The following is a 23,759-nucleotide window of genomic DNA, read 5'->3' on the forward strand; positions in this document are numbered from 1 at the left end:
TAACATAGGCTCTTACCGCACGCGTCTTTATAGTCGATCGTTCACTAGTGCGGTCGCTAAAATTTGCCGCGCGAGTTAATAAATTTAAACAAATATCCTAAAATAACCGTAAATAATTTTTGAAGGATTTTTCATGCAAAGCTTGCTTTTCTCGCCGCTAAAAATCGGCGATCTAGAGATCAAAAACCGCATCGTGATGCCGCCGATGTGTATGTACAAGGCTAAAAACGAAAACGGCCTACCTAGGTGCTTTCACCGCTTGCATTACGCCGCTCGCGCGCTAGGAGGCGTCGGGCTTATCATCGTCGAGGCCACGGCTGCCGAGCCTAGAGGTAGGATCACGAGCCGCGATCTAGGGCTGTGGAACGACGAGCAGCTAGAGGCGCACGCCAGGCTCGTCAAAGAGTGCGTCAAATACGGCGCCGCAATGGCCGTCCAGCTCGCGCATGCCGGCAGAAAAAGCGAGTGCGAGGGGCTGATCGCGCCTAGCGCTCTGAAATTTAGCGAGAGTTGCAAAACGCCGAGGCAGATGAGCGCGGACGACATTGTTGCGGTCAAGCAAGCTTTCGTTCAGGCTGCGATTAGAGCCCAGCGCGCAGGATACACCGCGATCGAGATCCATGCCGCGCACGGTTATCTCATCAGCGAATTTCTCTCGCCCGGGATTAACCTGCGAGACGACGAATACGGCGGGAGCTTCGAAAACCGCACGAGATTTCTAAAAGAAATTTTAACCGAAATAAAAGTCGCGGTACAAATCCCCGTCGGAGTGCGCATAAGCGCGGAAAGTTGGGTGAAGGGCGACTGGAGCCTAGAGGATAGCGTGCGGCTAGCAAAAGATCTCGAGGCCTTGGGTGCGGCGTTTATCCACGTCTCGGCGGGCGGATTTTTTGAGCGCACGGATAGCGCGCCTGCGTTTACTCCGCTTTATCAGGCCCGCTACGCTAAGGCCCTAAGGCAGGCGGTTGGCATCCCAGTGATCGTGGTCGGACTCATCACAAAGGCATCCGAGGGCGAGGCGCTACTACTAGGCGGCGTTTGCGACGCGGTGGCATACGGTAGAGAGCTGCTGCGAAATCCAAATTTCGCGCAGGCTGCGATGAGCGAGCTAGGGTGCTGTGAGCTGATAGAAAACTCGTATAAAAGGGCGTTTAAGTAAAAAATTACAAGATCGCTCGGTATAAATTTGAACTAGTTGCGTCGGCTAAATTTGGAGTAAATTTGAATGGACAACAAGATTGCTTTATTGAAGTAAGATAAAAACGACTTTTATTAATCCTTATCGACTAAAAATAAAGCCGAATTTTGCCTATAAATGTCTATATCGTCTTCAAATTTACGCTTTGCGCTAAGAGGCGATAAGATGATTAGATCTGGGAACCATCTTTTGGCTAGCATCAGTAGCATTTTATCGCTAGTGACGCTAAACTCGATCTTCGTCCAGCCGTTTGGTAAAGGGTCGTCCGAGATCTTTTGTGATTTGAAAAATCTTTTTTGCGCGAAGTATTTACGCGCACCCGGCGATACGGCGACTGCGGCTGGGTAGGGCGCGACCTTGTAGCCGTCCCAAAAGGTCTCAGAGTTTTTGATGAAATTTAGTGTATATTCGTCGGCGTAAAAGGTTTTGATCGAGATTTTTACATCCTCGATAAAGGCTGCTCGCAGTACCTCAAAGCCGTTGTTTTCCGTCTCAGAGCTTCTCAGAGTGGCTACTTGCCAGTTGCCTTTGCAGTAGATTAGCTTTAGGATTTTGACTTCGCAGAGGCGGCGCCCGAGGTATTTTAGCGCACAGTATCTTTTAAATTTGATCGCTTTTTGCAGCGCAGCGAAAGTACGAAGATTTGGGGTGTTTTCATGCGGACTACCCTTGATAAGAAAGATTTCGGCTAGCTCTTTGGCTAGCTTGTCGTCCACTTTTTTGTGCGTCGGGGGCAAAAATTTAGCAAAGCCGGGGTTGATGACGTGTAGTAGGTCGATGAGCTTTTCACTCTCGTTTTGGTGCTTATTGGGCATCATAAAAGGCTTAAAAAGCTCGCCGTTTTTGCACACGTAGCTGCTTTAGGATGTGTTCCTTGCCGAAAAAGGCCTTTAAATCCTCCATATAGCGCCTCAGCGTGCGCTCGCTTAGGCCGCTTTTGGCACAGTAGGCCTTTAACGCGACCTCTCTGCCGCTTGCTAGCTCTTTTAAAAGCTCTAAGATTTCAAATACTTTTTTATTCGCCATATTCTGCCTTAAATTTACGGGCAAGTTTGCATCTCGCCCGTAAATTTGTAAATTTTACCAAAGGCCTAGCACCTTCCACCAAACTCCGCCTATTATAGTCCAGATAAATAAATTTATCAGCGTCGTTATAAAGCCTAGCCGCCACCATTCGTTTTGCGTAACGTATCCTGCGCCGAAGATTATCGGTCCGGGCGCTCCGCCGTAGTGCGTGATAGGCATCATCAAATTTGAAGCGTAGGCAAAGGCTAGAGCTACGAAAACAGGACTAGCTCCCGCAGCTATCGCAACCGCGCCGAATGCCGAATACATCGCCGTTATGTGTGCAGTGAGGCTGGCAAACATATAGTGTGAATAAACGTAAATAAGCAGCAAAATAGCTAGCACGCTCATCCAGCCAAATCCGCTCATACCGCCCGAAACCCAGGCCGAAAACCACTTTATAAAACCTGTTTTGTTTAGGCCACCGGCTAACGTGATGAGCGCGCCCATCCAGATGAGCGTATCCCACGCGCCTTTTTCGCCAGTAACGTCCTTCCACTCGAGCACGCCGCATATCATCATCACGCACACGGCCATGAGTCCTACGGTCGTGGCGTTTAGACCCGTTAGCCCGCCCGTAGCCCAGAGCACTAAAGAGCCCGCAAAAACACCCAGCATCAGCTTTTCGCCTCTGCTCATCGGCCCCATCGCGGCTAGCTCGCGCGCGGCTATGGCCTTGCCTTCAGGAAAGGCATTGATCTGCGGCGGGTAAATTTTATAAAGCACTAGCGGGATAACGACGAGCGAACAGACAGCCGGAACTATAGCGCCAAGCGCCCAGAGCGTCCACGATATCTCGACGCTAAAGGCCGAGAGCGCAAGCGATGCGATGAGAGGGTTGCCCGCCATCGAGGTTAAAAACATGCCGTTTGTTATCGTATTGCCTTGCCAAAGCGTCTGCATGAAAAACGCCCGGCTTTTTTGCGGCTACCTTCGTCAGGCTCGCTGCCAAGGGCCTTTGAGAGCGAATTTACGATGGGAAACATTATCCCGCCCGCTCTAGCTCCCGAACTTGGCATCGCGGGACTAATGACGGCGTCGCTGATAACTATCGCATATCCTAACTTTAGCGCACTGTCGCCTAGAATTGAGATGATTTTATATGCTATTCGCCGTCCAAGACCGGTTTTTATGAAGCCTCGCGCGATCATATAGGCTGCGACGATGAGCCATATCGTCGTACTGGCAAAGCCGCTAAGGGCCTTCCGCGGGCTTCAAGACCTTGGTTAGTATCGCGACCGTGACGCCGATCATCGCTACTGCTCCGATAGGCAAGGGCTGCAAAATCAGCCCCAAAATCGTCGCCAAAACGATAGCGAAGAGATGCCAGCCCTCCTTGCTCACACCCTCAGGATTTGGCGAGAACCACACCGCAAGCCCGATGATGATTATTGCCAGGGCTTTTACTGCGTTATTCATTTTAGACCTTTCTTTTTTTGTTTTAAATTTGCGCTTTGTTTTTTTGCAAAATTTGAACTCAAATTTGACTTTTTATACGCTTTTATTCGCGGCAAATTGACAGCTTGCTAAATTTAACCGCCTTAGTACGAAACCTTCTCTTGTAAAGGCGGGCTACTAAATTTTACGGTTTAAATTTAGTAGCCAAAATTTGTCGCCTGGATTTCGCAACTCAAATTTGCGTCGCTTAGATTAAGGCTAAATTTGACGAGCTAGCCGCTGTGTCTACTTGTTCAAATTTAGCCGCATTTTTACCGAGCTAGAGCGCAAATTTACCGCCCTTTCCGCGAAGTTAAATTTTGCTAAAACGCTTACTACCGAGTCATATTTGCCTTATTTTACATAGCTTTTACTATCTTCTATCACGCGGTCTACGAATGTCGCGTTTAGGCCGACGTATTTTTCCGGGTCCATGATCTCCTCGAGCTGCACTCTGGTGAAGTGCTTTGCTACCTCTTCGCGCTCGAGCAGGTCGTCGATGACTGGTTTACCATCGGTAAAAGCCTTCATGCAGACTTCGTAAACGATCTCGTGAGCACTCATCCTGCCTAGCTTTTCGCCCAGATGCAGCATCACGGCTTCGCTTAGCATTGCGCCCTTTAGCGCGCCCAAATTTCGCTTCATGTTTTGCGGATAGACGATGAGATTTTCTAGGATGTCGTTTATCTTTTCAAGCGCGCCTGCAAGGTGGATGGATGACTTTGGTATCGCGTCCCACTCGACTGCTTCGCACCCCCAGTCGCGCTCGTTTTCGCATTCCATAGCCTCCACCATCAAAGGAGCCTGAGCACGCACAATCTTAGTCAGTGCGATGACGCCCTCGCAGACCTGAGGATTGCGCTTATGCGGCATCGTAGAGCTACCGACTTTGCCCATAAAAAACGGCTCTTCAACCTCACAAATCTCGGTGCGCTGGAGGCTTAAGATCTCTCGCGCTATACGCCCGATCGTGCCTGCGATGATGGCTAGCGTCGAGACATACTCGGCCATGTGGTCGCGGCTAGGGTGCCATGAAATCACCGGTACGTTTAGCCCCAGATCATCCATCATTAGCTTTTGCATCTCCAGCCCCTTGCCTTCTTGCGATGCTAGCGTGCCAACGGCGCCTGAGAGCTGTCCTACTAGTACGCGAGGAGCGATTTCCTTTAGCCTATCTAGGCTACGCCTAATCTTCTGTGCCCACATCGCCGTTTTGAAGCCAAACGTGATAGGTAGCGCGTGAATAACGTGCGTGCGACCCGCCATGACGGTGTTTTTGTATTTTTCGCTGATCTTTAGCGTCTCGTCGTAGGTTTTTTCGAGTAGTTTTTTAAGAAGCGCTATAGCTTCGCGGATTTGCAGCACCATGCCGTTGTCCATTATGTCCTGGCTGGTCGCGCCCCAGTGTACGAACTCGCCGCTATCGTCGTCAAAGACTTTCTTAAACTCTTTTAAAAGCGGCACGATAGTGATTGAACTTTTGTAATTTTCTCCGATCGCGTCTAGATCGACTAACTCTGCACGGGCAAATTTAGTTATCTGCTCGGCGCGCCTAGGCTCGATGATGCCCAGCTTTGCTTGCGCTCTAGCTAGTGCAGCCTCGGTGTCCAGCCACTTTTGTACCTTATTTTCGTCGCTAAATATCTTTCTCATATCCTCGCTAACAAACATTACTCTAAAAACTCTGCTGTCAAGCGTTCCTGATGTCATCTTGTCCTCCTATGGATAAAAATTTGATTTGACGAAATTTTAGCAAGGCATTTTGACAGAATTTGACCGTTAAAATTTAAATATCAAATTTAGTCTGAAAATATAAGCTTAGTAAAAAATTAAGTAGTTAAATTTTGGCGAAAAGATAAGCCGTTACGGTCAACTTTAATGCGTTGCAAGCAAGACTTTACATTTAACTTAAATAAATTAGGCCGCTAGGCTGGTGTGAGTTAGCGGGCGCTTTTGAGTGTCGTCGATATTTTGGCGACAGTTTGCGCAAGGATTTAATAAACGGCTCTCTATTTTTTAGTTTAGTGTGTTTTGATGTCGTTAGTTTATTTATTTAAATTTTGTATATTTTTTACTGCCTTTAGTTTACATAATTTTATCGCGCAGATTTATGTTTACATCAAATTTTGTTGCGGCGATTTGGGTTGGTTTTTATTAAATTTAAAAAATAGCAAGCAAAAAACGGATATAAAATTTAAGCCGCAAAAACGGCTTAAATTTACGTAAGTTTGTAGCTAACCGGAATTTTGATGACGTAGTCGCGATCAAGCGTCGGAAAGTCCGGTGCGGCGCGGTTTATGAGCTCGACTGCGGCCTCGTCTAGCGTCTCGTAGCCCGAGCTTTTTATCACTTTTACGTCGCGGACGGTGCCGTCTTTTTTGTATAAAAAGCTAACCTCTACGACGCCCTGATGGCGCATTTTTTGCGCGCGTTTAGGATATTTGTGGTGCTTTTGTATCGCCTTTTGGATTTTAGAAAATCTCTCGTCGCCGGCTGATGTCGCGAAGTTAAATTCTCCGACGGTTTCCGCTCCGCTAGGCGGTAAATTTGATTTTATATTCGAGCTTGGGGCGCTGCTTGGCTGTGCCGAAGACGGTGCAGGGGTAGGCGGCGACGGCTGTGCGGGCGGTGCTATCTGCGCGACTTGCGGTTCCGGCTCCGGTTCAGGCGTTTTAACCGTTTTTGGCGTAGGTTTAGGCTTTGGCTTTTCAACCGGCTTTTCTATCGGTTTTGGTTTTTCCACAGGCTTTGGCTTTTCTATCGGCTTAGGCGGCTCAACCGGTTTTGGCGGTTCAGGCGGCGTGACGACAGGTTCTGGCGGAGGAGGCGCAGGCGGTGCCGGAGGCGGCGGGGCAGGCGGAGTTGGTGCCGGCGGGAGCGGAGCTGCTGGCGGCGTAAAGGTATTTAGCGCTATCTTGACGCTTTTTTCTTCCGGCATCGGTTTTAGCTCTTCGTAAAATTTGATAAAAGACCCGATGAGGATAGAGTGCAACAGGATAGAAACACCAAGCCCCGTAAAGCTGGCGCGTCTATTCAGTTGTTGTCGTGATAGCGAAGTTTTCATGATTCTTTTCTTTTAGTATGTCGATAACCTTGATAAACGAGTCGAATTTACTCTCTTTATCGCTTTTGAGTTCTATTAACGTTTCATTTTTTATCTCGTTTAGCTTTTCTTTCAAATTTTCCTCGGCGATTTTCTCTTCGCCTATGAAAAACTCATTATCTTTATTAATTAAAACAGCGATTTTATCGTTTTCGTCTTGCTTTTTTTCTGCGCTCTCGCTGTTTGGCAGGTCGATTTTGATATTGCCCTGAGCGATAAAGGTAGAGATGCTAAGCACGATAGCTAGCAAAACGAGCATAATATCTATGAGTGGGATTACGTTTAATCCCTCTTTTTTAGGCATTCTCACGTGAAGCCTTGTAGCGGTTTACTAAAACGTCCACTTTTCTCATAAACGCGTTGTAGATCATTAGCGTAGGTATCGCGACGATGAGGCCTAGCGCGGTTGCTTTTAGCGCGAGAGATAGGCCGACCATGATGCTTTTAGTGTCGATGCCGCCGCTCATACCCATGTCGTAAAAGGTCACCATGATGCCTGCGACCGTACCCAAAAGCCCGATATACGGCGCATTTGAATAAACTATATAAAGCGTTGTTAAATTTCTAGTTACGCTCTCTTCAAAGTCGTCTTGATTCTTATAATTTTCAAATTTAACGTTTGCGTAAAAGATCAAGCGCTCTATCGTGAGCCATACTACGACAAAGCTCATAAGCCCTAAAATACCGATGATAACGTAATCGACGTTGTGTTTGAGAAATTCCATTTAATGCCTTCTTATAAAATTTGCGCGCCAATTATATCAGATTATGGTATTTATTGTCAATAACGAATAGGCAAGTAATATTTTAGATAAATTTATCTAAAATTTAGTCTTAGTATTGTAATATTCGTTTTCAAGATTTGAGCGGATTAAAGAAAACAAAATTTAAATATTTTTATAAATCGGCGCAAATTTTCGTAAATTTAAAGAGGAGAAAAAATGAGTTTTAACAATGTTGCGAAGATTTCTTTCGTAGCGGCTCTGGCCATCGGCGCAAATGCCGCCGAAAACGTAACGCTAAGCGGCGTAGAAGTAACAAGCACCGGCGGCGGCTACGGCGTGGACGACGTAAAGATAAGCACGAGAAACGCCGGCCTAGTAAAGGACGTGATGCGCGATATCCCGGGCGTTTACGTAGGCGGCACGAACGGCATGAATCAAAAAATATATATGAGGGGCGTTAGCGACCGCGGTCTAAATATCACGATAGACGGCGCAAAACAAAACGGAAATACCTTTCACCATAACGCCGACTTGCTTATAGATCCGGATCTTATAAAAGCAGTCGATGTCGAGGTTGGCTCAAGATCAGTGGTAAATGGCTCGGGCGCGCTTGGCGGCTCGGTCGCCTTTAAAACGGTGGATGCAAAAGACTTGCTTGATGATGGCGAAATCATCGGCGCAAAAATCAAAACGGGCTATGCCTCAAACAACGATGAATTTTCGCAAGGCCTTATGATCTTTACCGCACCGGTTGAAGGGCTTGATTTTATAGCTGCTATTAATCACAAGGGCTACGACTACGGCAAAAGCGGCAACAAAAGAAAGATAGGCGGCGACGGCAACGACCTTAGCTATCTTTTAAAGCTTGGTTACAGCTTCCTTGACGCGCATAGAATTTCTATCTCAAGAGAACATAATGAATTTAAAGGCATGTATCCAATGAGAGCCGAGTTTGGCAGCTGGTATACTGGTCAATTTCCTGTTGATAACCGAAAATATGAACGTGATACTACAACGCTAAAATACGAGTACAAACCAAGCGATCTTCTAAATTTAGATGTAACGGTATACAATACCGAGCATAAAAAAGATGATCCGGTCTTAAAAATTTTAGGCGTAAAAACAAACGGTATAAATGCAAAGGCTAAAAGCGTAGTCGAGACCGGCGCTTTGACGCAGACGCTTAGATACGGAGCCGAGTTTTATCAAAGTAAAAACTTTAATAAGCCAAATAACAACTATCCTGAAAAGGTAAATAACTACTCAATCTACGCAGAAGACGCGCTAAATTTTGGCTCGCTAACCGTTACTCCGGGTATCAGATACACTCGCCACGAGTTAAAAAGCTATGATGGTAGAGCCGGAAACGTAAAGAGTTATACCTATAAATTTGATGAATTTACCCCGGCACTTGCGCTTGACTATGAGATCCTTAAAGGACTTAACGCATTTGCAAGCTATGCAAGAGTATTTAGAGGGCCTGACGTCATGGAATCAATGATGGCTAGCGGAGAAGGCAGAAGAGGCGCCTTAAACTGGGCGGCAAATAAAGATCTAAAAGCTACGACCGGCAATAGCTATGAAACCGGTCTTAAATATCATGGCGATATAAACGAAGCTAGCTCATATAGCCTCTCTGCAAAATACTTCATGACGAAATATAAAAATTTAATAGTAGATAATAATGCACAAAGCGGTCGCGTAAATCAAACTCTAGTTAGGATAAATGCCGGCGGAGCCGATATAAGCGGCGTTGAGCTACTTGCAAGGCTAAATTTAGACGCGCTAAGCCTAGCTGCTAGCTACACCCACCAAAAGGTAAAATATAAAGATAGGGTCGCTAAGGCAAGCGGCGGCTACTACACCTCAAACGTCATCGGCTACCGCGATCAGGGCGATAAATATACATTTAACGCCGAGTACACATTTTCTAGCATCGATACGCTAATAGGCTACAACCTAATCTACTTCGCTTCAAAAAATACCATATCAGCTGGCGATAGTGAAAATGCCAAGATACCAAGCTATGCAGTTAGCGACATCTATGCTAGCTATACGCCAAGTAGCGGCAAATTTAAAGGGCTAGAGATAAATGCTGGAATTTACAACCTCTTTAATAAAACTTATGCTTCGCAGTCTCAAAGAATGGCTGATTATACAGGCAATCCAGACTATGTAGACTGGGAGCCGGGCAGAAACTTTAAGATTAACGTATCTTATAAATTTTAATTTTACTCTAAACTCACGCCTTTGGGGCTTAAATCTAAGCCCCTATTTTCTAGCTTTTTAAATTTACTCAAATCTAGCGTTGTTTCTTTTGTTATTTGCGGCAAAGGATTGTTGTTTTAAATGCGCTCAAATTTACGCAGCGTTAGCCAAACAAGCGAAATTTACCGCGTATCGTGAAGGTAAATTTGCAGAGTTAAATTTATGGGCGCGCGGCGTCAAATTTAACGGATAGTTTTAAATTTGCATTTTCAAGATGCGGGTTTTTCGGGGGAGTAAATTTATAAGCAAAAAAGCGAGCCGAATTTGACTCGCCGTAGTAAATTTAACGCCGAATTTAAAGGCGTTAAATTTGATGTTTTATATTAGCGTTTTCTGCCCATTCTTTTTAGGTTGTCGCATGCAGAGGTATCGCCGCTAAAGCACGCCGAGCGGTAGATACTTCTGGCTTTTGACTCGTCCTGCGCTACGCCTAGTCCGTGTTCGTAAAGTACGGCCATATTTGTGCAGCACGGTACGTCGCCTAGTTTGCAGCCTCTATCGTAGGCCGACATGGCGTTTACGTAGTCGGGCTCCTTGCCGTCGGCGTTTGAGCGGTAAAACTCGCCTAGATAGTAGCACGAATACGCGCCGCCGTTTGCACAAGAGGCGCTGTAGATTTCAAGAGCTTTGTTTGCGTCTTTGCTTACGCCAAGGCCGGTTTGATACATGTTGGCAAGGTTTGTGCAAGCCGCCTGATAGTTGTTTTTGCACGCTCTTTCGTAGTATTTGAGGGCGGTTTTGTGATCTTGCAAATTTTGGTAGCTGATGGCAAGATCGTTGCACGCGGAGTAGTTGCCGCTTTCGCATTTGGGTTTTAGTACTTCTATGGCGCGTTTGTTAAAATCATAGTCCGGGTTGTCGCTAGGGCCGCCGCTTGAAGCTGCGCATCCTACGAATAAAAACCCGATAAAGGCAAGAAGTAAATTTCTCATTTTTTACCTTTCCGTAGTTTTAAAATTGTCCAAAGAGGTCGTTTAGCGCTTCGCTGATGCTAGGATGGGTGAAAATCTGATTTTTAAAGAAATCAGCACCCGCGCCTAGAGCCATTGCCATGGCGATTTCGTTGATAAGCTCGTTTGCGTAAACGCAGTGAAACGCCGCGCCTAAAATTTTGCCGCTTTTTGCCTCCACGATCGCTTTTAAAAAGCCGGTTTCGTTGCCGACTACCTTTGCGCCGGGGACTACGGCTAGCGCGAGTTTTAGGACTTTAAAGTCCAAATTTTGTGCCGCGGCTCGTTTTTCGCTTAGTCCGATGCTAGCTAGCGGGGTCTCGGTAAAAAGCGTGCTGGCGTGAGGCGAGCGGTTTAGCGTGCTGCGTTTGCCTGCGCCAAAAAGCTTGTCAAATACGATGCGAAAATCATCTAAACTCGTGTAGGTAAAAAGCTCGCCGCCGCGAACGTCGCCTACCGCATAGATATGCGGCTGGGCGGTTTGCAAAAACTCGTTTACGAGCACGTTTCCTTTGGCGTCCGTTTGTACGCCCGCCGCGCTCAAATTTAGCTCCGCAGTCGCCGCTACGCGCCCGGTCGCTAGTAAAAATGCGTCCGTGTCAAGGCTCTTTGCCTCGCCGTTTTGTGTGAAATTTAGCGTGCTATCTTTTAAATTTTTAACTTCGCAGCCCTCTAAAATCTCGATCCCTTGCGTTTGTAGTAGCGTTTTTACGCTCTGCTTTACGTCCTCGTCCTCGTTTTTTAGCACGCCCGAGCGAGCTACGATAGTGACTTTTGTGCCAAACTCGGCAAACATCGAGGCAAACTCAAGTCCGATGTATCCGCCGCCTACGACCACTAGGTGTTTTGGAAGCGTTTTTAGGTTTAAAATCCCCGTGCTGTCGTAAGCAGAATTTGAGCTAACCTCAAAGCTAGGTTTTTCGTTAACCGAGCCAGTGTTTATAACGATCGTAGGCGCGGTAAATACGCTTTTTGAGCCGTCTGCCGCCGCGACTTCGACGCTGTTTTTATCTATAAATTTAGCCGTACCGTTTATCACGTCGACGTTTGCGTTGCCGTCAAGCATCGCGAAATTTTTTGCTCTAAGCGCGGAGACGAGAGCATCTTTTTTCTCGATACTTAGCGTGAAGTATTCGCCCGCGACGTTGTTATTTACGTATTGCGCTTCTTTGCTTAAATTTACTAGCTTTTTTGTCGGGATGCAGCCGACGTTTATGCATGTTCCGCCGTACATCTGCGCCGATTTTTCGATCACGGCAACCTTTTTGCCTAAATTTGCGGCTTTTACGGCGAGAGTTTTGCCTGCTTTGCCAAAGCCGATGACGATGATATCGTAGTTTTTCATATGTTTTTTCCTAGTATGTAGTGCGTAGTTTCGTTTATTTTTTTTATGTTTATCTTGTTTTTTTCAGCCCAGTTTTCGATCACGTTTAGCGCGCCCGGCGTTTTGCCCGCGTTTTTTATCTTAAACACGTCCTCGCTGCCGCTCATCGCTACAAAGCCGCCAAGTGGTTTTAGGTGGTCGTTTAGCGTGATAATGCTGCTTAAATTTAACCCGTCGCAGTTGTTTAGGATGCGCTTAACCTGCGCGGCGGTCGCGTCGTTTTCGTTATAGCCTAGTTGGTTTAAAAGAGCTGAAATTTCCATATTTTTCCTTTCTAGTTTATGCTTTTTTGACTTACCAAAACACCCTCGATGAGCTTTTTTATATCGCCGTCTAGTATCGCGTCAGTTTGGCTATACGCCTCTCCGCTGCGGTTATCTTTGACCTGCTGATACGGGAAAAGCACGTATGAGCGGATCTGGTGACCCCAGCCGATCTCGCTTTTTTCGATGCTGCCGGCGGCTTCTTGTTGCTTCATCAGCTCTAGCTCGTAAAGGCGCGATTTTAGCATTTTCATCGCGGTGGCCTTGTTTTTGTGCTGGCTACGGTCGTTTTGACACTGTACGACGATGCCGGTAGGCGCGTGAGTGATACGCACGGCAGACTCTGTTTTATTTACATGCTGACCGCCCGCTCCGCCTGCGCGGTAGGTGTCGATTTTTAGATCTTTTTCGTCGATTTCTATCTCGATGTCGTCATCAATCTCTGGACTCACCATCACGCTGGTAAAGCTTGTATGGCGGCGACCCGCGCTATCAAACGGACTGGTTCGTACTAAGCGATGGATACCGTTTTCGGCCTTTAGGTAGCCGTAAGCGTTTACGCCTTTAACGATAAAGCTAACGTCTTTTAGCCCGGCTTCTTCGCCCTCTTGGAAGTCCAGGGTTTCGACCTTAAAGCCCTCGCGCTCGCAAAAGCGCAGATACATGCGGTATAGCATACTCGCCCAGTCGTTACTTTCCGTGCCGCCCGCGCCGGGATGGATGGTGACGATGGCGTTTTTGCCGTCGTCCTCGCCGCTAAGCAGCATAGAAATCTCTAAATTTACTATCTTATCCTCTAACTCGCCAGCCTCGGCAAAGAGCGAATTTATAGTCTCTTCGTCGTTTTCAGAGTTTGCCAGCTCATATAGATCCTTTGCGTCGTCTACGGCGCTTTTGGCGTTTAGGAAGTTATTTAAGATGTTTGAAATTTTCGTTTTTTCCTTGCCGATTGCGCCTGCTTTTGCGATATCTTGCCAGAAATTTTGATCGTTTTCCATCTCCTCGATCTCTTTTAGGCGAGCTTTGATGCTCTCGGGCTTTACGACGCCCGCGATATTTTCTACTTTCGTGCTTAGGGTTTTTAGAAGTTCCGTGTATTCGTAATTATCCAAAATTTAAGACCTTTTTTGTGCTTTTTGGCGTGATTATAACATATTTGTAAGAGTAAAGATAAAATTTGATATAATCGCGCGTTAAAATTAGACACAAAGAAGAAAAAATGCAAATTTTAAGAACAGCAGAACAGCTGCGAGATTTTGTCGCGGCAAATCCCGAAGATATCGGCTTCGTACCCACTATGGGCGCGCTTCACGACGGACACGCTAGCCTCATAGAAAAGTGCGTAGCAGAGAACAAAACCGCGATCGTTTCGACTTTTGTGAACCCGGCGCAGTTTTTAGCCGGCGAGGACTTTGAAGATTATCCGAAAAACGAACAAAACGACGCTAAAATTTGCGAGGAGCTGGGCGTGCATGCTATGTTTGCGCCTGAGGCTAGGGAGTTATATTTTGATACCGAGCCGTTAATTAGCGCGCCTGAAAATTTAGCAAGCGTACTCGAGGGCAAGACTCGCCCGGGGCACTTTGACGGCGTGCTTCGCGTGCTAAACAAGCTCTTTAATCTAACAAACGCAAAGCGCGTCTATATGGGCAAAAAGGACGCGCAGCAGCTGCTTATCGTGCGTAATTTCGTAAAGACCTGTTTTTTAAATTTAGAGATCGTGCCTTGCGAGATCGTTCGCGCGCGCGACGGACTGGCGCTTAGCTCGCGAAACGCCTACCTAGACGAAGGGCAAAAGCTAGAGGCGCTTAAGCTTTCGCATTCGCTTAAAAAAGCCTCAAATTTGATCGCGGCTGGCGAACTAAACGCACAAACGATAAAAGGCGAGATGCTACAAACTCTAGAGTCGCTAAACGTCGACTACGTCGCGATCGTGGATAGAAATTTAAACGAGATCTCGCTAATAGAGCCGGACAACACCATCATCCTAGTCGCCGCGTATGTCGGCAAAACGCGCCTGATCGACAATCTGTGGGTATAAGATGGGTAAGCTTCACTTAGTATCCTTAGGCTGTAACAAAAATCTTGTGGATTCTGAAATCATGCTCGGACGCCTCTCAAACTACGAGATCACGCCTGATGTCGCCTCTGCCGACGTCATCATCGTAAATACCTGCGGCTTTATAAACTCGGCAAAAGAGGAGAGTATCCGCGCGATCCTAGATATGCACGAAGCACGTAAAAAGGCTCCTTGCTCGTGGTTACGGGTTGTCTCATGCAGCGATACCGCGAGGAGCTGATGAAGGAGCTGCCCGAGGTTGATCTTTTCACCGGCGTCGGAGACTACGACAAGATCGATGAAATCATCCTAAAAAAGCAAAATTTATTTAGCCCGAGCACCTACCTGCAAGCAAGCGAAGAGCGCGTGATAACGGGCTCAAACTACCACGCCTACATCAAAATTTCAGAGGGCTGTAATCAAAAATGCAGCTTCTGCGCGATCCCAACCTTTAAGGGCAAGCTAAAATCCCGCGCGCTCGAAAACATCGTAGACGAGGTTAAAAAGCTCGTAAAAAAGGGCTACTACGACTTTAGTTTCCTCTCGCAGGACAGCAGCTCCTATATGCGCGATCACGCTGTTAGCGACGGCCTCATCTCGCTAATTGGCGCGGTCGAAAAGATCGAGGGCGTCAAAACCGCGCGCATACTTTATCTCTACCCAAGCACGACCTCAAACGCGCTAATAGAGCGCATCATCGCCTCGCCCGTGTTTGTAAACTACTTTGATATGCCGATCCAGCACGCGAGTGAGAAAATGCTAAAAATCATGAGACGCGGAAGCGGCGCGGCACGGATCAAAGAGCTTTTAAATTTGATGAAAAATGCGCCTGGTGCGTTTTTACGAACGGGCGTCATAGTCGGACACCCGGGCGAGAGTGAAGCCGAATTTGACGAGCTTTGCGCATTTTTGCAGGAGTTTAAATTTGACCGCGTTTCGGCGTTTGCCTACTCCAAAGAGGAGGACACGCTCTCGTACGAGATGGAGCAGGTGCCCGCCAAAATCATCTCAAAACGCCTAAGCAAGATCGAAAAGATCACTCGCGCCGCGATAGAAGCGAGCTTCGCGCAGGAGCTGGGACAAAAATTTATCGTATCGCTCGAGGGCGAAAGCAGCGAGGGCGAGATGTTTTATGCCGCGAAAAAGGCGCTATGGGACAAGGACATCGACGGCGAAATTTTGATCAACGAAAGCGACGTGGAACAGCTAGAAACCGGCGGTCGCTACTGGTGCGAGATCACGCAGGTAGCGGGCAGCCAGGCGCTAGGCAAGATCACGGCAAAGGCCTAAAGTGCTAAGCGCGCCCGTTTTACGCAAGCTAAAATCGGGGCGAAATCTGCTTGCTTTTTCGCACGGCGTCGATAGCACGGCGCTTTTTTACCTTTTGGACGAGGCTGGCGTGAAATTTGACCTTGCGATCGTGGACTACAACATCCGCGCGCAAAGCAAGGACGAGGTCGCCTCGGCACGAGATCTAGCGGCTAAATTTAACAAACAAATCTACGAAAAAAACGTGCATCTGGGCGAGTCAAATTTCGAGCACGAAGCACGCGCGGTCAGATATGATTTTTTCGCCGAGATTTGCTGCGAGCATGGATATGAAAATTTGATCTTGGCACATCAGTTTGACGATAAATTCGAGTGGTTTTTGATGCAGCTTGGGCGGGGTGCTGGGCTTAGCGAGCTACTGGGTATGCAAGAGCTAGAAGCTCGCGAGGACTACGTGATCGCTCGTCCGCTTTTAGGCGTGCGAAAGTGCGAGCTGGAGCGGTTTTTGCGTGAGCGAAATCTTAAATACTTCACCGACGAGACGAATTTAACGGGCCGGTTTAAACGCGGATTTATTCGCGCGAAATTTAGCGAGCCGTTTTTGAACGAATACTTTAGCGGCGTGAAAAAAAGCTTTGAGTTTTTGGCAGCCGATGCGTTAAGCTTAACTCCTGAAATTTCTAATCCCGCACCTAAAATTTATCTCGTAAAACGCGGTACAAACGAAATTCGCGGCGTGGATCAGACATGCAAGAGGCTGGGGCTCGTGCTAAGCTTGGCGCAGCGAAACGAATGTGCGCGCTGCCTAGAAAACGGTGCAGACTGCGTGCTAGGCGGCAAGGTAGCCGTCGGCGCGAGCGAAAAATTTATCCTTGTGACGCCATATATCAAAGCAGCTATGGAAAAAAAATTTAAAGAAGCGTGCCGTACTCTAAAAATCCCGCCGATAAACCGCGGATTTTTATTTGCCGTGGGAGCGGATCTTGCGCTATTTGAGGATCTTTTATGAGCGTTTATTTTACCTCCGATCTACACTTCGGTCACGAGCTGGTGCTGAAAAAATATCTGAATTTTAGAAAAGGCGCAAACGTGGCCGAGATGGATTAAAATCTCATTATTTCTTGAAATGCGTGTGATGCTGTCCATTATCTGATAAACTAAGTATTGCTTCTTCTGTTGTTCACGGTTATAATATTTTGGCTTTTATACAAGAACAATGTAAATCTACTAAAAATTAATTCAAAAAATATTTAAAATATGCTATTGTTTCATATGCTAGATAGTATTATTTAATAGAGGATTATAAAAATGTCGCAAACAAAAGAGAAAATCAAGATATTTTCAAAATTTAGACCGTTTGTTCATAGTGGCGAAATAGATGTTCATTCTAATTTTGTATGTTCGCTTTATTCTGACAGTAATAAGCGCTAAGAGGCATATTGGAAAATAAACAACTTTACGCTCCTAATTTTACTACCTTTAACGACGCTAGAGAGGGTTGGTTTAACGCTATATATAAACAAGGAATTAGTATTAAAGAAGTGTTAGATAATATGTATGAAAGAAAACTAGAAAAAAATATATGTTGTTTTAGTGATAAATTTGATGATTTTGAGAAAAACGGTAAATATAGAAATCACGAGCTACTTATGTGGGCACATTATGCAAATAGTCATCTAGGGCTAAGGATAGATTTTAGTGTAAAAGAAGCATTTCGTAGAAAATATGTAAAAAAGGTAAGATATCGTCAGAAAATTAAAGATATCAATATTTATGAAGGTAAATCATATTTCCATTCTGAAAAAAACATAATCGATATATTAACCAGAAAAGATAATGTTTGGGAATATGAGCATGAATATAGGGCAATATTGGACAATGTTTGCAATAATGTAGATATAGAGCGTATAGTTCTAGGAAGGGGATTTTTGCCTAGAATTAATTACGGCGAAAACAATATGGCTTGCAATTTGAAATGTTTAGTAAATGCTATAAAGCATATATTAAACGACAATAAAGTAAAAATTAGCATGTATAAAAGTAGATATGATGATGAGCTTATAGATATCTAAGATACAAACAAAAATTGATTTATAATATCTTGAACTTAGTAGCCAAGGGCTACTAAGTTCAAGTAAATTTATTGGTCGTAAACTATCACTCCCCGTACTTTTTCTTTAGATCGTCCCACGTCACCAGCGTTCGTTTGCCCTCTAGGCTGCGGATGCGCGTGACGTCTTGCATCATCTCTAGCACCCCCTTAAATACGCCGTTTTCGTCGCGCACGGCGGCGTAGTAGATGTAGATAAATTTGCCGTGAAGCTCCAGCCAAAAGTCGATCTCGTCACGCTCGCCTTTGCGAAAGGCGTCGATGATCTCTAGCACGCTAGCTACGCTTTCGCGCGGGTGGCAGTTTTTTACGTCGCGCCCGATGACGCCCGCGCTTCGCGGAAATACGCGGTGCTTGGTGTCGGTGTAAAATTTCACGATCTCGTTTTCATCGACGAATGAGAGATCGACGGGCATGTGCTTATAAATGAGATTGATCTGCTCTAGCGTGAGCTTGCCTGTAGCGACGTCAAAAACGGCATTTTTATCGCTGCTCGCAGTCGGATTTAGCCCGTATTTGCTCATCAAATTTGACAACTCTTTTAGGAAGCTTGGATTTAAAACCGCTTCGTTTAGGTCGCCGTTTTGCAAATTTACCGCGCTTAAATTTGATTCGCTTTGCAAATTTACGTCCTTTAAATTTGACTTCGAGTCGCCGCCGGAGTCTAAATTTAACGGATAAAATTCGCTCGGCTTTTCGATGAGAAAATATCCGATCTCGTCATCTCCTCGTCTCATCGCGCGAAACCCATCTTCGCTAATTAGCTCCAGCGACGTCGGATAGAGTGCTGCTTCTTCGCGTCCGAGCAGGTCGAGTAGATTTTCGTAGATCTCGTGCTGCGCCGCGATAAACTCGTCAGCCTTGCCGCACTCTAGCAGCTCGCGCGCTGCGGCGATACCGTCGCGGACCTTATTATCAAAGCTCCACATAAAGCGCGACGGGCGGTCAAAGCCCTTGTTTTCGAGCATTGAGTAGAGTTGGTGCTGCTTTCTGGCAAAGTGCGTCCTGTTAAAGCCGCCCAGTTTGTCGTAAATTTCAAGCCATTCGTTTTTGATAAATTTCTTTTTTAACAGCTCTTTTGCCTTTGCGATCAGCTCGCGCGCGGCATCGTTTTCGTCGATGTAGGTGGCGACAGGGTGGTCTTTTGGCAGCTTGGGTCGCTCGGCTATTAGGATACCGCGCAGGATTTCTGATAGCTCGGCGGCGTTTTCGTCGATAAACTCGCTCTTAAAGCCTAAATTTAGCAAATTTGCGCGCACGTTTTTAAAATCGGCCGGCGTGAGTTTTGTTAGTTCTGATTTTGCAGCTTTTCTAGAGGCGAAAAAATTTGCCGCTCCGCTGAGGTAATCTCTCAAAATCGCAGTCGCCAAAGCAACGGCGGCGTTGTTAAATTTGATCATTTTTTATCCTTAACTTAAATTTTAAGGATTATACAAAAAGCGGAGAGTAAAAACTTTGATTTATCTTAAGCTGTAAATTTTGACGACAAAGGTCGCGTCGATCTTCTCGGCATCCTTGCGCATTTCGATCGGAAAATCGATTTTGACGATATTTTCGTAGCTTTGTAGTGCGTCCATAAACTCGTAAAATTTAGCAGGAGTTTTCATGGAGCCAGTTACCGTTAGCTCATAGATCGAGATCTCGCCGTTTTTTGCGGCCTCTTTTAGCTCGCTTAGATTTACGTTCATAAAGTACTTTGAGGCAAATTGAGTAAAATTCTCTACGTCAAATTTGTTTTCAAGAGCGTCTAACGCGGCTTTGTCGTTTTGCTTTATCTCGTTTAGGGCTTTTGATTTGGCGTCGTAGAGCCTTTGCGTTTGCGCACTTGCGGCGATTTGCATGCGACTTTCGTATTTAACCTGCTTGTACTCTTTGATACTCGGTATTAAAAAGCCAAATATCATCACAAGGCAAGCAACTATAAAAATGAGAATATAGATGAGTAATTTGGTAACGTCGATATTTTGTAGGCTTCTATCTTTACTCATTTTTACCCTCTAAGCTGTCGGTTTTGTTTGTGCTGATGAAATTTAGCCAGCCGTTATCTAACTGATAAAAAGAGGTATTTGACGTGTTAAAAATCGACTTTAGCGGCGTGGCGAGTAACATATTGTAAATATCTCGGCTAGGCGTAGTGCCCTTTACGATAAGCGAGCTTTTATCCATCGAGATCTCGTGTAGCGTTATGCTTGAGGGGACAAGATCAAGTAGATTACGCAGGCTTTGTTTTAAGACGGCATTTGAGGCCGCTATTTCGTTTGCGCTATCTCTTCTTTGCTTTAAAAGCGCGGTGAGCTCGTCGGCTTGCTTGATTTGCTCTTGCGTCTGCTCTTGTTTTTGTTTTGAAATTTGCGTTTCGTTTCGTAGCGAGTTACTTTTAAACTCAACAAAGAAATTTGCCGCAGCAAAAAGCAATACTATCGTAGCGATAAAAAACAGCCAAATTTTGCTAAAAAGGTTAAAAATCGGTTTTCTCTGAGGTTTTATAAAGCTATAACTAGTCATTTTCCAACTCTTTTTTCATTAGTTCGGTCATCGTTTTTAGCGTATCGACGGGATAAACGGCGGTCTTTACTAAGAGTTCGTTTTCTAGATAGTGTAAAAACGTAGCGCTCGTCCTCTCCGTAGCGTCAAATATCACGACGTTTTCGATAAAATCGCCCTCATAAAGCGGATTTGAATAAAATTCTTTAAGCGCCAGCGATATATACCGGTACATACTCATATCGCGTCCAAATATCGATACCGAGGCGGTTACATCGGTGGATTCTGGCATATTTATATCGTAGTCTAGGTCGGCAAACTCCTCTTGGCTATCGCCGGTCTTTAACATATCGTCTAAATTTTCTAGACCGTCCATGTTGTTAAAGCTTTCGTCTACGTTCGTGATAAAATCATCTATCTCGTCGCTGTTTTCTTTATCAAATTCGACGTTCTCGTCGCCGTCGTCCTCATCTAGCTTACAAACCGTGGCGTATTTTGCGCCGTTACCCGATGTAATGCAGATGGCGAAAATTTCCTTGCACGCATAAATAAAAAGCGTCTTTGCCGTAGATAATTTTTGTTTCTCGATCTCTTTTTGTATAAGTACTATGGGCGAATAAAGTACGTCTATGTCCGTATTGCCAAATTTACTCTCGGCGGCCTTAACGTCTGAAAGTTTTGCATAGATCAGCCAATTTTTAGCAGGATTTATGCAAGTTATTTCCTTTGTTTTTATGCCTAGTTTTTCAAGATTTTCGGCATTTTTTGCCTCAAATGCGCCTTGTTCGAGCGCGTCGAAAAACAGCGAAATATAAACCCATTTATACTCTTTTTGTAGATTTTTTAGATACTCTTTTATTCTGTCTGAGATTTTGCCGGACTCTTCTAGGTCAAATTCATTTTTTATCGTTTTGATCGGAGTTGCGCCCTTGTATACCTCGCCGTAAAATATGCATTTTTTAGACTGGATAACGGCGCTAAGATATAAAACGCTAAAAAAACGACGTATCAGCAAAGATTTCTCCTAAAAATTACGATGCGTTATAATACCCAAAAAGCCATAAAATAGAGTTAAAACAGCTCTTTTTGTAGGGTTAAAAATTTATCTTTTATTCGTTTTGCTTCTTCTTGCAGGTCTGAGTCTGTCAAATTTGACGGTTTAAGCTCTGCATAGTCGCTCACGGCGATGTCGCACATCATGCGAATTTTGTCTAAATTTACTTTGCTTACCTTGCCTGATTTGCTGATTTTTTGGATATTTTCTAGGTAGCTGTTTGAGCGAGCGATGTAGAGGGCGTATTTTTGCGAGATCTCGCTTTGTACCATCACGGTGTGAGCGAGTTTGTTGTAGATGTCTTTATGGTAGGCTGATTTTGAGAGCCTATAGGCGGTTTCGTAATCGCCCATTTCGTAGTAAAATTTGGCTCCAAGCGCGTTTTTGTAAGACGGACTAAGCGTAACAAATGAGACAAAAATAGCCGCCAAAAGCGCTCCGATAATTAAAATAACGGTCTTTGAGCTCATTTTTCCATCTCCTTTTTTATCTGCTCTCTTGCGGCTTCTAGCTCCATGCCCGTCACGCTAAAAGGCGGTGAGAGCGTATAAGAAATCTCGCTAAACGGCTTTGGGATTATCATCTTATCCCAGCTTTTTAGCCGCCAAAATTTACTCGCTTCGTAGTTTAAAATTTGTATAGGCGCATTTTGCTTTTGCGCGATGACGACGGCTCCGTCGGCGACGCTATGATAGGGGCCGCGCGGACCGTCTGGGGTGATGATGACGTCGACGCCGCTTTTTAGCTCTCTAAAGCTTTGTGCAAGGGCCTTCACTGCGCCTTTTGAGCTACTGCCTCTGATAGCGCCGATACCGAAAAACGAAATCACGCGCGCGATGATTTCGCCGTCTTTGTGGTCGCTTATGATGACTTTGGCGCGTCTTTGAGGATTTTGGCCGTTTCTCCACCAGTGCACGTAGGCAAAACTCATTAGCGCTAGCCTGCCGTGCCAAAACAGCACGACGCAGGGCTCGTTTGTCAAATTTGTCTTAGAAAAGTTCTTTTTGCAGGTTAAAAATATAATCCAAATAAAAAAATAGATAATGCGCGGGGCTAAATTTATAAAAACACTTCGTTTAAATTTAGCCCACAAGCTCACCGTAAAGCACCATTCTTTTTGGGTCGTTCACGCGCACTTTTAGCGTTTTGCCTAGCAGTTCTTCGCTACCTGCGACTTGAACGAGGAAGTTATTAAAGCTCCTGCCGGCAACCCCGCCGTTTGCGCGAAGCTCCTCGAAATATACGTCGAAAATTTTGCCTTTTTGCGCCGCGACGATTTCGTCTAAAATTTCGTTATGGCGGCTTTGTAGGCGGGTTAGGCGAGCGCTTGCGACGGCTTCGTCGATTTGGTTTGTAAACTCCGCCGCCTTAGTCATCGGGCGAGGCGAATACTTAAAGCTAAAAATTTGCTCGAAGCGTACTTTTTCCAGCACATCCATCGTGTCCTCAAACTCCTCGTCCGTTTCGCCTGGAAACGCCACGATAATGTCGGTCGAAATGCTAACATCCGGGCACATCGCGCGTAGCTTAGCAGCCCTGCCTAAAAACCACTCTTTGGTGTAGCCGCGCTTCATCTCGCGTAGGACTTTGGTGTTTCCGCTTTGAAGCGGCATGTGCATGGATTTGCAAATTTTGGGATTTTGACTAAAGATTTCTAAAAATTTATCGTCCATATGGAGCGGATGCGGGCTGGTAAATCGTATGCGCTCGACCCCCTCTATCTCGCTAATCTTTACGAGCAGGTCGCTAAAATCGATCTTCTCGTGCGCGCCTGAAAATCTCTTGCCGTAGTTGTTTACGTTTTGCCCGAGTAAGAAAATTTCCTTCGCTCCGCCCTCAGCCGCTTTTTTTACTTCGCGCAGGATCAAATTTGCCGGGATAGAGATCTCGTCGCCTCTGGTGTGCGGGACGATGCAGTAGGTGCATTTTTTATCGCAGCCGATCGAGATATTTATGTGGCTTTTATACGGCGAGCCGCGAAATTCGCCGAATGCGTACTCGCTCTCGTCGTGATTTATGTCGGTGCTGATAAATTTAGGCGTCTTAACGGCGGCTGAAATTTTACTGACGTTTCGCGCGCCCAGGACGAAATCCACGTAAGGCGCCCGTTTAAAAATTTCGCTTCCCAGATGGCTTGCCGTACAGCCGCAAACGCCTATTTTAGCGCCCGCTTTTTTTACTTTTTCAAAGCCGCCGACCTCGCTAAAAAGCTTATGTACGGGCTTTTCGCGCACCGAGCAGGTGTTGATGAGGATGAGGTCGGCCTCGGAGATATCGTCCGTTAAATCGTAATTTTCCTTTTCTTTTAGTTCGGCGACGATATGCTCGCTGTCGCGGACGTTCATAGCGCATCCTAGCGTTTGGATAAATACCTTTTTGCTCAAAACTCG

The 23,759-nt window shown here is 45.8% G+C and carries 23 protein-coding genes and 2 pseudogenes; 6 read left to right on the forward strand and 19 right to left on the reverse strand.

Annotation, left to right across the window (positions count from 1 at the left end; genetic code table 11):
* Nucleotides 1-133 precede the first annotated feature (133 nt).
* Nucleotides 134-1,159, forward strand: coding sequence for an NADH:flavin oxidoreductase/NADH oxidase (locus tag EE116_RS04275; protein WP_122873374.1), 1,026 nt, complete (start codon nt 134-136; stop codon nt 1,157-1,159).
* Nucleotides 1,160-1,272: 113 nt separating this feature from the next.
* On the opposite strand, the gene EE116_RS04280 is transcribed toward EE116_RS04275, so the two are convergent.
* The 8 genes and pseudogenes from EE116_RS04280 to exbB form a co-directional block, all read right to left on the reverse strand.
* Nucleotides 1,273-2,049, reverse strand: a complete 777-nt coding sequence (locus EE116_RS04280; protein WP_241091631.1) for a WYL domain-containing protein — start codon at nt 2,047-2,049, stop codon at nt 1,273-1,275.
* The gene (locus EE116_RS12725; RefSeq protein ID WP_241091632.1) at nt 2,024-2,224 is read right to left on the reverse strand and encodes a hypothetical protein; all 201 of its coding nucleotides are present in this window, start codon (nt 2,222-2,224) and stop codon (nt 2,024-2,026) included. Before EE116_RS12725 ends, EE116_RS04280 begins: the two co-directional genes overlap by 26 nt.
* Before the next feature lie 54 nt (nt 2,225-2,278).
* A pseudogene (locus tag EE116_RS12730) lies at nt 2,279-3,414 on the reverse strand (DASS family sodium-coupled anion symporter).
* Between the two features lie 43 nt (nt 3,415-3,457).
* Nucleotides 3,458-3,682, reverse strand: a complete 225-nt coding sequence (locus EE116_RS13015) for an anion permease (RefSeq protein ID WP_277418943.1) — start codon at nt 3,680-3,682, stop codon at nt 3,458-3,460.
* A 372-nt stretch (nt 3,683-4,054) separates the two neighbouring features.
* Nucleotides 4,055-5,410, reverse strand: a complete 1,356-nt coding sequence (gene purB / locus EE116_RS04290; protein ID WP_122873375.1) for an adenylosuccinate lyase — start codon at nt 5,408-5,410, stop codon at nt 4,055-4,057.
* Between the two features lie 508 nt (nt 5,411-5,918).
* A complete protein-coding gene (locus tag EE116_RS13020; protein ID WP_122873377.1) occupies nt 5,919-6,764 on the reverse strand; it encodes an energy transducer TonB in 846 nt (281 codons plus the stop codon).
* A complete protein-coding gene (gene exbD / locus EE116_RS04305; protein WP_002950018.1) occupies nt 6,730-7,107 on the reverse strand; it encodes a TonB system transport protein ExbD in 378 nt (125 codons plus the stop codon). The genes EE116_RS13020 and exbD overlap by 35 nt, the downstream gene beginning before the upstream one ends.
* Nucleotides 7,100-7,528: a TonB-system energizer ExbB gene (gene exbB, locus EE116_RS04310; RefSeq protein ID WP_002952142.1), complete on the reverse strand. Its 429-nt coding sequence runs from the start codon at nt 7,526-7,528 to the stop codon at nt 7,100-7,102. Before exbB ends, exbD begins: the two co-directional genes overlap by 8 nt.
* A gap of 216 nt (nt 7,529-7,744) precedes the next feature.
* Between exbB and EE116_RS04315 the strand changes: the two genes are divergently transcribed.
* A complete protein-coding gene (locus EE116_RS04315) occupies nt 7,745-9,757 on the forward strand; it encodes a TonB-dependent receptor domain-containing protein (RefSeq protein WP_122873378.1) in 2,013 nt (670 codons plus the stop codon).
* A 362-nt stretch (nt 9,758-10,119) separates the two neighbouring features.
* Here EE116_RS04315 and EE116_RS04320 read toward each other — a convergent pair whose 3' ends face one another.
* The 4 genes from EE116_RS04320 to prfB are packed head-to-tail and all read right to left on the reverse strand — an operon-like array spanning nt 10,120 to nt 13,505.
* Nucleotides 10,120-10,728, reverse strand: a complete 609-nt coding sequence (locus EE116_RS04320) for a tetratricopeptide repeat protein (protein WP_122873379.1) — start codon at nt 10,726-10,728, stop codon at nt 10,120-10,122.
* A 19-nt stretch (nt 10,729-10,747) separates the two neighbouring features.
* Nucleotides 10,748-12,091: an FAD-dependent oxidoreductase gene (locus EE116_RS04325; RefSeq protein WP_122873380.1), complete on the reverse strand. Its 1,344-nt coding sequence runs from the start codon at nt 12,089-12,091 to the stop codon at nt 10,748-10,750.
* A complete protein-coding gene (locus EE116_RS04330; RefSeq protein ID WP_122873381.1) occupies nt 12,088-12,393 on the reverse strand; it encodes a type II secretion system protein in 306 nt (101 codons plus the stop codon). Before EE116_RS04330 ends, EE116_RS04325 begins: the two co-directional genes overlap by 4 nt.
* Nucleotides 12,394-12,404: 11 nt before the next feature.
* Complete coding sequence (gene prfB, locus EE116_RS04335; protein WP_122866430.1) at nt 12,405-13,505, reverse strand: peptide chain release factor 2; 1,101 nt, start codon at nt 13,503-13,505, stop codon at nt 12,405-12,407.
* Between the two features lie 107 nt (nt 13,506-13,612).
* On the opposite strand from prfB, the gene panC reads away from it, so the two are divergent.
* The 4 genes and pseudogenes from panC (at nt 13,613) to EE116_RS04360 (ending at nt 17,793) form a co-directional block, all read left to right on the forward strand.
* Nucleotides 13,613-14,434 carry a pantoate--beta-alanine ligase gene (gene panC, locus EE116_RS04340; protein WP_122873382.1) on the forward strand — a complete coding sequence of 274 codons (822 nt, stop codon included), beginning with the start codon at nt 13,613-13,615 and terminating at the stop codon, nt 14,432-14,434.
* A gap of 1 nt (nt 14,435) precedes the next feature.
* Nucleotides 14,436-15,742: pseudogene (rimO, locus tag EE116_RS04345) on the forward strand (30S ribosomal protein S12 methylthiotransferase RimO).
* A 1-nt stretch (nt 15,743) separates the two neighbouring features.
* Nucleotides 15,744-16,730: a tRNA lysidine(34) synthetase TilS gene (gene tilS / locus EE116_RS04350; protein WP_122873383.1), complete on the forward strand. Its 987-nt coding sequence runs from the start codon at nt 15,744-15,746 to the stop codon at nt 16,728-16,730.
* A gap of 430 nt (nt 16,731-17,160) precedes the next feature.
* On the forward strand, nt 17,161-17,793 hold the full coding sequence (locus tag EE116_RS04360; RefSeq protein WP_122873384.1) for a DUF2971 domain-containing protein: 633 nt from the start codon (nt 17,161-17,163) through the stop codon (nt 17,791-17,793).
* An 85-nt stretch (nt 17,794-17,878) separates the two neighbouring features.
* Here EE116_RS04360 and EE116_RS04365 read toward each other — a convergent pair whose 3' ends face one another.
* From EE116_RS04365 to miaB, 7 genes are read right to left on the reverse strand one after another with little or no spacing between them, the layout of a single operon-like run.
* On the reverse strand, nt 17,879-19,231 hold the full coding sequence (locus EE116_RS04365; protein ID WP_122873385.1) for a DUF438 domain-containing protein: 1,353 nt from the start codon (nt 19,229-19,231) through the stop codon (nt 17,879-17,881).
* Between the two features lie 60 nt (nt 19,232-19,291).
* Nucleotides 19,292-19,819, reverse strand: coding sequence for a hypothetical protein (locus tag EE116_RS04370; RefSeq protein WP_122873386.1), 528 nt, complete (start codon nt 19,817-19,819; stop codon nt 19,292-19,294).
* Complete coding sequence (locus EE116_RS04375) at nt 19,812-20,336, reverse strand: hypothetical protein (protein ID WP_122873387.1); 525 nt, start codon at nt 20,334-20,336, stop codon at nt 19,812-19,814. The genes EE116_RS04370 and EE116_RS04375 overlap by 8 nt, the downstream gene beginning before the upstream one ends.
* A complete protein-coding gene (locus EE116_RS04380; RefSeq protein WP_122873388.1) occupies nt 20,329-21,330 on the reverse strand; it encodes a hypothetical protein in 1,002 nt (333 codons plus the stop codon). Before EE116_RS04380 ends, EE116_RS04375 begins: the two co-directional genes overlap by 8 nt.
* 56 nt (nt 21,331-21,386) lie before the next feature.
* Nucleotides 21,387-21,839, reverse strand: coding sequence for a hypothetical protein (locus EE116_RS04385; protein ID WP_122873389.1), 453 nt, complete (start codon nt 21,837-21,839; stop codon nt 21,387-21,389).
* A complete protein-coding gene (locus EE116_RS04390; RefSeq protein WP_122873390.1) occupies nt 21,836-22,462 on the reverse strand; it encodes a lysophospholipid acyltransferase family protein in 627 nt (208 codons plus the stop codon). The genes EE116_RS04385 and EE116_RS04390 overlap by 4 nt, the downstream gene beginning before the upstream one ends.
* Complete coding sequence (gene miaB / locus EE116_RS04395) at nt 22,452-23,753, reverse strand: tRNA (N6-isopentenyl adenosine(37)-C2)-methylthiotransferase MiaB (RefSeq protein ID WP_122873391.1); 1,302 nt, start codon at nt 23,751-23,753, stop codon at nt 22,452-22,454. The genes EE116_RS04390 and miaB overlap by 11 nt, the downstream gene beginning before the upstream one ends.
* Nucleotides 23,754-23,759 lie beyond the last annotated feature (6 nt).

This window comes from Campylobacter showae, from assembly GCF_900573985.1.
GTDB lineage: Bacteria > Campylobacterota > Campylobacteria > Campylobacterales > Campylobacteraceae > Campylobacter_A > Campylobacter_A showae_E.

Bases quoted from the DNA above. Each gene is read 5' to 3' on its own strand.
- EE116_RS04315 (WP_122873378.1), top strand. From the start codon at position 7,745: ATGAGTTTTAACAATGTTGCGAAGATTTCTTTCGTAGCGGCTCTGGCC.
- EE116_RS04385 (WP_122873389.1), bottom strand. From the start codon at position 21,839: ATGAGCTCAAAGACCGTTATTTTAATTATCGGAGCGCTTTTGGCGGCT.
- EE116_RS04325 (WP_122873380.1), bottom strand. From the start codon at position 12,091: ATGAAAAACTACGATATCATCGTCATCGGCTTTGGCAAAGCAGGCAAA.
- EE116_RS04330 (WP_122873381.1), bottom strand. From the start codon at position 12,393: ATGGAAATTTCAGCTCTTTTAAACCAACTAGGCTATAACGAAAACGAC.
- exbD (WP_002950018.1), bottom strand. From the start codon at position 7,107: ATGCCTAAAAAAGAGGGATTAAACGTAATCCCACTCATAGATATTATG.
- EE116_RS04275 (WP_122873374.1), top strand. From the start codon at position 134: ATGCAAAGCTTGCTTTTCTCGCCGCTAAAAATCGGCGATCTAGAGATC.
- EE116_RS04365 (WP_122873385.1), bottom strand. From the start codon at position 19,231: ATGATCAAATTTAACAACGCCGCCGTTGCTTTGGCGACTGCGATTTTG.
- panC (WP_122873382.1), top strand. From the start codon at position 13,613: ATGCAAATTTTAAGAACAGCAGAACAGCTGCGAGATTTTGTCGCGGCA.
- EE116_RS12725 (WP_241091632.1), bottom strand. From the start codon at position 2,224: ATGGCGAATAAAAAAGTATTTGAAATCTTAGAGCTTTTAAAAGAGCTA.
- EE116_RS04375 (WP_122873387.1), bottom strand. From the start codon at position 20,336: ATGACTAGTTATAGCTTTATAAAACCTCAGAGAAAACCGATTTTTAAC.
- exbB (WP_002952142.1), bottom strand. From the start codon at position 7,528: ATGGAATTTCTCAAACACAACGTCGATTACGTTATCATCGGTATTTTA.
- EE116_RS13015 (WP_277418943.1), bottom strand. From the start codon at position 3,682: ATGAATAACGCAGTAAAAGCCCTGGCAATAATCATCATCGGGCTTGCG.
- EE116_RS04370 (WP_122873386.1), bottom strand. From the start codon at position 19,819: ATGAGTAAAGATAGAAGCCTACAAAATATCGACGTTACCAAATTACTC.
- EE116_RS04320 (WP_122873379.1), bottom strand. From the start codon at position 10,728: ATGAGAAATTTACTTCTTGCCTTTATCGGGTTTTTATTCGTAGGATGC.
- EE116_RS13020 (WP_122873377.1), bottom strand. From the start codon at position 6,764: ATGAAAACTTCGCTATCACGACAACAACTGAATAGACGCGCCAGCTTT.
- purB (WP_122873375.1), bottom strand. From the start codon at position 5,410: ATGACATCAGGAACGCTTGACAGCAGAGTTTTTAGAGTAATGTTTGTT.